The organism is Pseudomonas sp. ICMP22404, assembly GCF_006227205.1.
In the GTDB taxonomy this organism is placed as follows: domain Bacteria; phylum Pseudomonadota; class Gammaproteobacteria; order Pseudomonadales; family Pseudomonadaceae; genus Aquipseudomonas.
Window position 1 is genome coordinate 92588 of the sequence record NZ_VCNG01000003.1, and the last position, 12081, is coordinate 104668.

A 12081-nucleotide genomic window follows, 5' to 3' on the forward strand; every position below is an offset into this window, starting at 1 on the left:
ATGGTCGAAGCGCAATGCTATTCATTGAGTTCCACCCAACAGTCCGTCTGGCTCGATCAACAGCTGTCGCCCAATACCCCCTCCTACAACATCGGTGTCACCGTGGAAATCCACGGCGCGGTGGACCTCGCCCTGTTCACCGCCGCGCTGCGGGCCGTGGTGGCCCAGCATGACGCGTTGCGGTTGGTTTTCAGCGAGCATGCCGGGCACTTGACGCAACGGGTTGACGACACCGTGCAGGGTGCCCTGGCCTACTACGACTGGCGCGCCGAACCCCTGGCCCGCGACGGCGCCCTGGCCCACATCACGCAGCTCAATCGTACCCCGTTCACCCTTTACGACCAGCCGTTGTGGAGCATGGAGTGGTTCCAGCTGTCGGACACCCATGCATTGTGGAACAGCCGTTATCACCACCTGATCTGCGACGGCACCTCGGTGGGCCTGATCGGCCAGGCTGTGGGCGCGGCCTATAACCAGTTGCTGCAAGGCCAGCCGCCTATCCTTGACGACGAGTTGGCACAGGGCTATCGCGATTTCGTGGCCCGGGACCAAGCGTTCCTTGACTCGACGCGCTACGCCAAGGCCCGTGATTACTGGCTCGAACAATTTCCGGCGCTGCCGGCGCCGTTGTTCCAGCAGGCCCGAGCCAACGTCGGCGAGCCGGTGCCCAGTGCCCAGGCGATCTGGACCCTGGGTGGCGAGCGCCTTGAGCGGTTGAGCCAATGGGCGAAAACCCAGGGGGCCACGCTGAGCCACAGCCTCAGTGCCCTGTTGGCCTATTATTTCAGCCGAATGACCGACCAACGCGAACAGCTGGTCATCGGCCTGCCCGTGCACAACCGCAGCAACCCGCTGCAAAAACGGACGGCCGGGATGTTTTCCTCGGTCCTGCCACTAGCGGTGCAGGTCGACCCGACGCTGAGCTTTGCCCACGCCGTTCAGCAGGTGGCCAGCCAGACGCTGCGCAGCTATCGGCACCAACGCTACCCGTTACAAACCCTGCATCGCGAATTGCGCGCCCGCGCCGGTCATCCCGGCCATTTGTTCGAGGTGATGCTGTCAGTCGAACGATACCCGGGGGACGTGCACCTGGGTCCGGCACGCTGCGCGCTGCGCACCTGGCACAACGGTCACGAGCGCTACCCGTTGGCCATTTACCTGCGTCATTACGAGGAGAAAACCGAGCCGCTCCTGGAGTTCAACTACGACCCAAGGTTGTTCAGCGCCGACGACATGGCCGCGCACCTGCGGCGCCTTCAACATCTGACCGAACAGCTGCTGGCCGCCCCCGACCGGCCGCTGGCCGAGGCCTCGCTGCTGGACGCCGCCGAACAGCAGCAAGTACTCCATGGGTTCAATGCCAGCGTTCGTGACTATCCGGCCGACGAAGCTCTGCACAGCCTGTTCGAAGCGCAGGTACGACGGCGTCCCGATGCTACGGCACTGCTCGATGCCGAACAGTCGTTGAGCTACCGCCAGCTAGACCGCCGCGCCGAGCGCCTGTCCGGGCATCTGGCGGCGTGCGGTATCAACGCTGGTGATCATGTGGCGCTGGCTTTGCCCCGCGGCACGGCGTTGATCGTGGCGGTGCTGGCCATCCTCAAGCGTGGCGCCGCCTATGTACCCATCGACCGGGATGCTCCCCTGGCCCATCAAGCTCGGGTACTGGCCGATTGTGGCAGTGACTGGCTGCTGGTCGAAGGTGACGACAGGCCGGCGGTGCAAGGCGTGCAACTGATCGATGTCGGCGGATCATTCGAAGATGCGCCGAACCCGCCGCTGCCCCGTGCCGGTGCTGTCGCCTACGTCATGTACACCTCCGGTTCGACGGGCGTGCCCAAGGGCGTGCAGATACCCCACCGCGCCGTCACCCGGCTGGTGCGCAACAACGGTTTTGCCGACTTCACCGCCCAGGATCGGATCGCCTTGGCCGCCAATCCAGCCTTCGACGCCAGCACCTTGGAAATCTGGGGCGCTCTGCTCAACGGCGGCTGCCTGGTGGTCTGCCCGCGCCAGACCGTGCTCGACGCCGAGCGCTTGAATGAACACCTGCTGCGCCACGAAGTCAGCGTGCTGTGGCTCACCGCCGGGTTGTTCCATCAGTTCGCCGACGTTTTGGCCCCGGCCTTCGCCGCCTTGCGCTTGCTGATGGTGGGCGGTGATGTGCTCGACCCGCGCTGCATCGAACGGGTGCTGCGCCAATCGCCCCCCGGACAGTTGCTCAACGGCTACGGCCCCACCGAAAGCACCACCTTCGCCACCACCCACCGCATCACCCTCGAAGATGCGCTGGCGGGCGACATTCCCATCGGCCGTCCCATCGGCAACACCCAGGTCTACGTCCTCGACGAGCAGCGCCAGCCGCTGCCCATCGGCGTCGCTGGCGAGCTGTACATCGGTGGCGACGGACTGGCCCTCGGTTACCTGAACCAGGCGCAATTGAGCGAAGAGCGCTTCGTCACCAACCCTTTCGCCCCCGGTACGCGGCTGTACCGCACCGGTGACCTGGTGCGCTGGCGGGCCGATGGCGTACTGATGTTCCTTGGACGAAACGACTTGCAGGTCAAGGTCCGCGGCTTCCGCATCGAGCTGGGGGAGATCGAAGCGCAGCTCAAGGCCCTGCCCGGCATCACCGAAGCGGTGGTGCGGGTCGATGCCCAGCAGCGCCTGCTGGCCTATTTCAGCGCGCCCGAGGCTCAACAGCCCAACGAACTGCGGGCCCGCTTGGCCACGGTATTACCCGACTACATGCTGCCGGCGGCCTTTGTGCAGGTGGAGGCTTTTAGCCTGACCGCCAACGGCAAGCTGGACCGCCGCGCGCTGCCCGAGCCGAGTGAAAATCACTTCGCCCTGCAGCGCTACGAAGCACCGCAAGGCCCCGTAGAACATCGTCTCGCCGAGCTGTGGGCGCAAACCCTCGGCGTGCCGCGGGTGGGCCGCCAGGATAATTTCTTTGCCCTCGGCGGCCACTCGCTGATGGCCGTGCAACTGGTCGAGCAATTGCGGGCCGAAGGTTGGCACCTCGACATCGGGACCTTGTTCGCTGCGGCGAACCTTCACCACCTGGCCCTGCTGCTCGAACACCCGCTGAGCCCAGCCGAGCCCCACGCGCCCATCGTCGCCTCGGGCATCGACCCGGACTGCCCGCACATCACCCCGGACATGCTGTTGCCCCTGCTCAGTCTTCCGCAAGCGCAGATCGACTCGGTCGTCGCGGCTGTCGAGGGTGGCACGGCCAACGTCCAGGACATCTATCCGCTGGCGCCTCTGCAGGAAGGCTTGCTGTTCCAGCACCTGTTGCAACCGGATGACGACGCCTACCTGTTGCGCGCCATCCTGGCCTTCGACAGCCACGAGCGACTGCAAGGCTTCGTCGCGGCGTTCGACCAAGTGATCGCCCGCCACGATGTCCTGCGCAGCGCGGTACTCTGGGAAGGCCTGGACGAGCCGGTGCAAGTGGTCTGGCGCAGCGCGAGCCTGCCGGTGCAACAGCTCGCCGACGGTGAACGGTTCAGCGACCAGCCGCTGGATATCCGACACGCGCCCCTGGCGCGGGCCTTCGTGCGCTTCGATAGCGCGACACGGCACTGGCAACTGCAACTGGTCCATCATCACCTGGCCATCGACCACGCCACCCTGGGATCGCTGTTCGCCGAGGTTCGTGCGCTGATGCTCGACCCCCATCGCCATCTGCCCCCGAGCGTGCCGTTTCGCCAGTTCGTCGCCCAGGCGCGCCAGCCCCATCGCCAGGCCAGCGCCGAGGCTTATTTCCAGCGGCTGCTCGGCGACCTCACCGAGCCGACCCTGCCCTACGGACTGCACGACGTACAAGGTTCGGGCCGCGATAACCGCGAGGCCCAGTGTACGCTGGAACCTGCCCTGGCCCTGCGCTTGCGACGATCGGCCAAGACCTGGGAGGTCGGTGTCGCCAGCCTGTTCCACCTGGCCTGGGCCCTGTTGATCGGCAAGTCCAGTGGCCGCGACGAGGTGGTGTTCGGCACCGTGCTGTTCGGCCGTTTCAGCGCCGGCGAACAAGCCGAGCGGGCGCTGGGCATGTTCATCAATACCTTGCCGCTGCGCATCGACCTCGACGCGCCGCTGCACACGGCCCTGCGGCAGACCCACGGCCGGCTGGTCGAACTGCTGGCCCACGAACACGCGCCCCTGGCGCTGGCGCAACGGTGCAGCGCCCTGCCCGTCCAGACGCCGCTGTTTTCGGCGTTGCTGAACTTTCGTCACAGTCAGGCTCAACGCAGCGCACAACCGGCGTTCGCGCTGCCGGGTGCGCAGTGGCTGGGCAGCGAGGAGCGCAGCAACTACCCGTTCAGCCTGTCCGTGGACGACCTTGGCGACGGCTTCGTCCTGACCGGGCAGATTCATCATTCGGTGAACGCCGAGGTCGTGCTGGCCCACATGGTTCAGGCCCTCGAAACGCTGGCACAGAGCCTCGAATCAACGCCGGCGATACGCGCTTGCACCTTGGACACATTGCCCAGCGCCGAGCGCGAGCAGGTACTGAACGAGTTCAACGCCACCCACCGGGCGCACCCACGCGACACCCTCCTGCATGAACCCTTCGAGCAGCAGGCGGCGCTGCATCCCGACCGAGTGGCGGCGCAGATCGACAGTACCGAGGAGACATCACTCACCTACGCGCAACTCAATGGCCGCGCCAACCAACTGGCCCATGCCCTGCTGGCCGCTGGCGTGTGCCCCGATGACCGGGTGGCGATCTGCCTCGAACGCGGGCCCCTTCTGCTAGTGGCCATGCTCGCCACCCTGAAGGCCGGCGCAGCCTACGTGCCGCTGGATCCTGCCTACCCGACGGCGCGCCTGCTGCACATGCTCGAAGACAGTGCGCCGCGCCTGGTGCTCACCAGCCAGGCCGCGCACGGGCGCCTGCCGACGTCCCCAGACGCAGCCCATTGGCAGCTGGATTCGCCGCCGCTGGCGGACCGACTCGACACCCTGTCCCTGGACAACCCAAAGATCCCGAACCTGACCCCGGCGCATCTGGCCTACGTGATCTACACCTCCGGCTCCACGGGCCTGCCCAAAGGCGTGATGATCGAGCACCGCAATGCCTGCAATCTGCTGCACTGGGCGCTGGACAATTTCCAGGTCGAGGAGATGCAACTGAGCCTGTTCGCCACCTCGATCAACTTCGACCTGGCGGTGTTCGAATGCTTCGTGCCACTGGCCGCCGGCGCGACCCTGCAACTGGTGGCCAACGCCCTCTCGCTGGTGGCGCAACCGCGGGCCGTGACGCTGGTCAACAGCGTGCCCTCGGCGGTGGAGCAACTGCTGCGGATCGATGCCATCCCCGACACCGTCCGCGTCATCAACCTGGCCGGTGAACCGCTCAAGGCTGCGCTGGTGGAACAGTTGTTCAGCCGCAGCGCGGCGCGCCGGGTGTGCAACCTCTACGGCCCGACCGAAACCACCACCTACTCCACCTGGCTGTCGATGCGCCGCGAAGACGGCTACCTGGCCGGCATTGGCCGTCCCCTGGATAACACCCGAATCTACTTGTTGGACCCACACCGCCAACCGGTGCCGCTGGGCGTGGCCGGGGAGATCTACATCGGCGGTGCCGGTGTCGCGCGGGGCTATCTGAACCGCAGCGAACTGACCACCGAACGCTTCCTGCCCGATCCATTCGTCGATGATGCCGCGGCGCGCATGTACCGCACCGGCGACCTGGGGCGCTGGCGGGCCGACGGGCACCTGGAGTACCTGGGGCGCAACGACTTCCAGGTCAAGGTGCGCGGTTTTCGCATTGAACTGGGGGAAATCGAGGCCCAGTTGCTCGGCCTGCCGGGCGTGCGCGAAGCGGTGGTGGTGGCGCAACCCGCGCCGGCCGGCGACCCGCGACTGGTCGCCTACCTGGTGGCCGAGGATGCCCACGGGCTAATTCCCGACACGGCGGCTGTACGCGCCCATCTGGAACAACACTTGCCGGACTACATGTTGCCCGGTGCCTGCATTGTCCTGGAGCGCCTGCCACTGACGCCCAACGGCAAACTCGACCGCCAGGCTCTGCCGATGCCCGGCACCACCCTCGTCGAGGGCATCAGGCAGCCACCTCGCGGTGACACTGAACAACGTCTGGCGGCGATCTGGGCACAGGTGCTAGGCCAGTCGGAGATCGGTCGCGAGGATGATTTTTTCAGCCTTGGCGGACACTCGCTGCTCGCGGTGCAACTGCTCGAACAACTGCGTCGCAATGGTTGGAACCTGGACATCCGCAGCGTCTTCGAGCGCTCGACCCTCGCCGCTCAGGCCCGGCGCCTGGAAGCACTCGAGCGTAGCGCCGCGCCTGAGGCCAGCGTCAGTGCCATCGCGCCCTCCTGTTCGCGCATCACCCCTGAGATGCTCGACCTGGTGGCGTTGTCCCAAGCGCGTATCGACCAGATCGCCGCACAGATGCCCGGCGGTGCTGCCAACATCCAGGACATCTACCCGCTGGGCCCGTTGCAGGCAGGCATGCTCTATCACCACCGGGCCCAGCAAGACGGCGATCGCTACGTGCTACGCAGCTTGCTGGCGTTTACCGACGAGGCCTGCCTGCAACGGTTCTGCGCCGCGCTGGAACAGGTCATTGCCCGGCATGACGCGCTGCGTACCCTGGTGCTCTGGGAGGATCTGGACGAGCCATTGCAAGTGGTTCTGCGGCACGTCGCCTTTACGCCCCGACGCCTGGTGCTCGACGGCGAGGATATCGCCGCCCGCTTGCACGCCAGCGCCGACCCGCGTCATTTTCGTCTCGACCTGCGCCAGGCGCCGCTGATCGAAGCCCGCGTGGCCTATGACGCGGCCCATGACCGTTGGCTGCTGTTGTTGCTGCATCATCATGTGGTGGTGGATCACACCTCCCTGGAGTTGATGGTCGAGGAAATTGCCCTGATCGAAGGCGGTCGTCGGGCAGAACTGCCCGCGCCCACCAGCCCCCGTGGCCTGGTGGCCCAGGCACGGCGTCCGGAGGTGGTGGACGCTGCGTGCAAGTTCTTCAGCGAGCAGTTGGGCGACCTGGACGAGCCGACCTTGCCTTTCGACGTCGACTTGCGCGCCGATCCGCGCTGGCAAGCCCTGGAGCACCGGCAGGCGTTGACCCCGGACCTGGCGCGCCGGCTGCGCCAGCAGGCCCATGCCCACGGCGTGAGCGTTGCAGGTATCTGCCACCTGGCGTGGGCATTGGTGCTGGGGCGCCTCAGCGGCCGCGACGATGTGGTGTTCGGCACAGTGCTGTTCGGACGCTTGCAAGCTGGCGCCCATGCGGACCGGACCCTGGGTCTGTTCATCAACACGCTGCCGTTGCGCGTGCACCTGCAAGACAGTACCAACGCTGCGCTGCACAGGGTTCAGGATGCCTTGAACGGTCTGCTCTGCCACGAACAGACCCCGCTGGCGCTGGCCCAGCGATGCAGCGCGGTGCCGGCGGGCACAGCCCTGTTCAGTGCGCTGTTCAACTACCGCTACAGCCATGCCGGGCAAGCGAACATCCCCCAGGCGATGCCGGGAATGACCCTGCTGCACAGTGAAGAACGCACCCATTACCCCTTCAACCTGGCGATGGACGACCTGGGCGAAGGTTTTCAGCTCACGGCCCAGACCCACCCCGAACACGCACCAGAGCGGCTCGTGGAGTTCATGTTACAAGCCCTCGATTCGCTGGTAGAGGCCTTGGCACAGGCAGGCGACATGCCGGTCCAGCAATTGTGCGTGCTCCCCCCGCAGGAAGAGGCGCATCTGGACCGCTTCAACCCGCCGCCCACGGCTGCGCCCGAAGGTACGCTGACGCAGCGGTTTGCCGAACAGGTCGCGGCAACGCCGGACGCCTTGGCAGTGATCGACGAGCATCAGTCCCTGACGTTTCGTGAGCTCGACCGACAAGCCAGTCGCCTGGCCCATCACCTGCTGGACCAAGGGCTGCGGCGCGGTCAGTTCGTCGCTGTCTGCCTGGAGCGCCAGGCGCATGCGGCGGTCGCCCTGCTGGCGGTGTGGAAAGCCGGCTGTGCCTATGTGCCGATGGACCCCGACTACCCGGCCAGCCGCCTGGCCTATCTGCTGGACGACAGTGCCCCCGCGGCGCTGATCACCCAGGAGCAGGTGCGCGACCGGCTGCCCGCCTTTACGGGCGGACCGTTGATCAGCCTCGACGCCCCTGGAGTAGCTGACTGGCAGCACGCTCCAGCAGCGGCAGAAACCGCGCCAGGCCCGCAGCCGGCTGACCTGGCGTACATGATCTACACCTCCGGTTCCACCGGGCAACCCAAAGGGGTCATGGTCGAGCACCGCTCGGTGCTCAATCTGTGGGCCGGCCTGCGCCAGCGTCTGGACGACATGCCCGCCAACAGCCGCTGCTCTCTCAATGCGTCGATGGCTTTCGATGCCTCGGTGCAGCAGCTTTGCCAATGGCTCAGTGGTCACTGCCTGGTGCTGATCCCCAAACGCATACGGCTGGATGCCGGGGCGCTGTTGGATTACCTGCACCAACAGCAAGTCACCCTGTTCGATTGCACACCGAGCCAGTTGCAAGCGCTGCTCAAGCACCGGCAGGCCCAAGTCCGGCCACAGCCGTTGCCGCCACGCATCCTGCTGGGTGGCGAGGCGGTGCCCGCTGAACTTTGGGCACAACTGGCCAACGAAGCCGGCGTGCGGGTACTGAACGTCTACGGGCCCACCGAGTGCACCGTCGACACCACCAGCGCCTGGCTCGATCAACACGCGCTGCCGAGCCTCGGAAAACCGCTGCCCAATACCCAGGTGCAAGTGCTCGACGCCCATGGTCGGCGCGTCCCGCAGGGGGTGGTTGGAGAGATTCATATCGGCGGCCAGGGGGTGGCGCGTGGTTACTGGCGGCGTGAGGCGCTCACCGGCGAACGTTTCCTCATCGACCCGTTTAACCACGCACCCGATGCTCGTCTGTATCGCACCGGCGACCTGGGCCGCTGGGAGTCGGATGGCAGCCTCAGTTACCTGGGACGCACCGACTTCCAGGTGAAGATCCACGGGCATCGCATCGAACTGGGTGAAATCGAAAGCCACCTGCTGACGCTGCCCGGGGTGCGCCAGGCCGTGGTGGTGGGCCGTCCCGATCGCCACGGCGTGGACCGGCTGATCGCTTACTTGCAGGGCGACACACCGCCGACTCCAGGCTTGGCCCGCACCGAGCTGAGCGAACATTTGCCCGACTACATGCTGCCCAGCGCCTATGTGCGCCTGGACCGGCTGCCGCTGACCGCCAACGGCAAGCTCGACCGCAACGCGCTGCCCGAGCCGGACGCCCAGGCGTTCGTGCAGACGCCCTATGAAGCGCCCCAGGGCGAAATCGAGATCTTCCTGGCCGCCCTCTGGTGCGAGCTGCTGAGTGTCGAGCGGGTCAGCCGCCACGACAATTTCTTCGCCCTGGGCGGCCATTCGCTGATCGCCATGGGGTTGGTCGAGCGCCTGCGCCAGCACAACCTGCGGGCCGACATCAGCCAACTGTTCACCGCGCCGACCCTCGCCGGTCTGGCGGCGGTCACCACTCCATTGAAGGAACTGCTCCTGTGACTGCGGATCAATTGCTGGCCTTGCTCAAACACCGTGGCGTCACCCTGTCCCTGCGCGGCGATCAACTGTCGGTAGTGGCCGACGACGAAGTCCTGGCCGATCAGGCACTGATCGCACTGCTGCGCAGCCACAAACCGGCGCTGATCGAAGCACTGCGCCAGCCCGCGACCCCGGTGGCCCGGACTAGCGGACTGCCCGTGGGGACCACCGACATCACCCCGGCGATGCTCGACCTGTGTCAGCTCGATCAGGCGCAGATCGAAAGCATCGTTGCCGGCGTCCCGGGTGGCGCGGCCAATATCCAGGATATCTATCCCCTGGTGCCGTTGCAGGCCGGCATTCTGTTTCACCATCTTCTGCAGACACATGGCGATACCTATTTGCTCCACGTGTTGCTGGCCTTCGACGATGAGACCTGCCTGCTGCGCTTCATGGAAGCCCTGAACCAGGCCATCGCCCGTCACGACATCCTGCGCACCGCGCTGGCCTGGGAAGGCCTCGACGAACCGGTGCAGGTGGTCTGGCGCCAGGCTCCACTGACCCTGGAGCCATTCACCACCGACCAGGCCGATGTCGAAGCCGCGCTGCGAACCCATACCGATCCGCGTCGGCAACGCCTGGACCTGCGCCAGGCGCCACTGATGCGCGCAGTCGCCGCCGAGGACCCGGCCGGCGGGCGCTGGCTGTTGCAACTGCTGCACCATCATGCGGTCATGGACCACACCTCCCTGGAGCGGCTGGTGGGGGAAGTCGCGGCGATCCAGCAAGGGTGCGTGGACCAATTACAGGCGCCACAGCCGTTTCGCGATTTCGTCATGCGCGCCCGCCAGGGCTTGAGCGAGGCACAACACACGGCTTTTTTCAGCGAACTGCTGGGCGATATCGACGAGCCTACAGCACCGTGCGGCCTGCTCGATGTACGGGGGGATGGTAGCCAGGTGCAGACGTTGGAGGCGCCGCTGCCGGTGGCGTTGAGTCGGCGCATCCGCGAGCTGTCGCGGCGCCTGCACGTCAGCAGCGCGAGCCTGTTCCACCTGGCCTGGGCGATGGTGCTGGGCAAGACCAGCGGTCGCGACGACGTGGTGTTCGGCACGGTGATGTTCGGGCGGTTATCGGGCGCCGCCGAGGCCGCCACGGCCATGGGCCTGTTCATCAATACCCTGCCGCTGCGGGTGCGCCTGGCCGTCCCCGTGGAACAGGCGCTGCAGCAAACCCACACCCTGCTCAGCCGACTGATCGCCCACGAACACGCGCCCCTGGCCCTGGCCCAACGCTGCAGCGCCCTGCCCAATGGCACCGCGCTGTTCTCGGCGCTGCTCAATTACCGCCACAGCGCAGGCAACGACCAGGCGCCGGCGCTCGCTGGCATGCGCGTGCTCGGCGGCGAGGAGCGCACCAATTACCCGTTCAACCTCTCGGTGGACGACCTCGGCGAGGGTTTCTCGTTGAGCCTGCAGATCGATCCCCAGGTCGGCGCCACGCCGGTGCTCGGCTGGCTTGGCAGTGCTCTGGAAAACCTGCTGGACGCCCTCGAACGGCAGCCCGACACACTGGCTTGCCACCTTTCGGTATTGCCCGAGGCGGAACGCGAGCGACTGCTGCAGACCTTCAATGCCACGGCCCGCGAACGGCCCGCCGAGGACTTGCTGCATCGGGCCCTGGAACAGCAGGCCGAGCGTCAGCCCGAGGCCATCGCCGCACGTTTCGACGCTGCTGGCGGGGTCGCGCCGTTGACCTATGGGCAACTCAACAGCCAGGCCAATCGCTTGGCCCACCTGTTGGTGCAAACCGGGGTTCGCCCCGACAGTCGCGTAGCGATTTGTCTTGAGCGTGGTCCGCACCTACTGGTAGCCCTGCTGGGCATTCTCAAGGCTGGGGCGGCCTATGTTCCGCTGGACCCGGCCTACCCCCGCGAACGCCTGGCGCACATGCTCGACGACAGCACCCCGCGGGCGTTGCTGACCGTCGCTGCACTGCAATCGAACATGGCTGCCAGCGATGGCTGCACGCTGCTGTGCCTGGACGATCCGCAGACCCAGGCGCGCCTCGCCGAACAACCTGCCGACAACCCGGACCCCGTCCAGCTGGGCCTGGGCGGGCATCACCTGGCCTACGTGATCTACACCTCCGGCTCCACCGGCACCCCCAAGGGCGTGATGATCGAGCACCGCAACGCCTGCAACCTGTTGCAATGGGCATTGCAGGCCTTCGACGCCGCCAGCCTGCGCGACAGCCTGTTCGCCACGTCGATCAACTTCGACCTGGCGGTCTTCGAATACTTCGTGCCGCTGGCCGCCGGCGCGACCCTGCACGTGGCCAGCAATGCCCTGGCGCTGCTCGACTGCCCAGTGCCGGTGACGCTGATCAACAGTGTGCCTTCGGCGCTCGATGCGCTGGTCGGTGCCCAGGCAATTCCACTGTCGACTCAGGTGGTCAACCTGGCGGGCGAACCCCTCAAGCAGGGACTGGTGGAGCAAATTTTCGCCAACAGTGCCGTACAGCGGCTGTGCAACCTGTACGGCCCAT

General features: G+C 66.4%; 2 protein-coding genes (1 of these 2 running past the window's edge). Both read left to right on the forward strand.

Annotation, left to right across the window (positions count from 1 at the left end):
• Complete coding sequence (locus FGE05_RS06515; protein ID WP_176562983.1) at window positions 1–9555, forward strand: non-ribosomal peptide synthetase; 9555 nt, start codon at window positions 1–3, stop codon at window positions 9553–9555.
• Window positions 9552–12081, forward strand: partial view of a non-ribosomal peptide synthetase gene (locus tag FGE05_RS06520; RefSeq protein WP_139642737.1) — the 5' portion only. It continues 15269 nt past the right edge of the window; only the first 2530 of its 17799 coding nucleotides appear in the window; the start codon lies at window positions 9552–9554; its stop codon lies beyond the right edge, outside the window. The genes FGE05_RS06515 and FGE05_RS06520 overlap by 4 nt, the downstream gene beginning before the upstream one ends.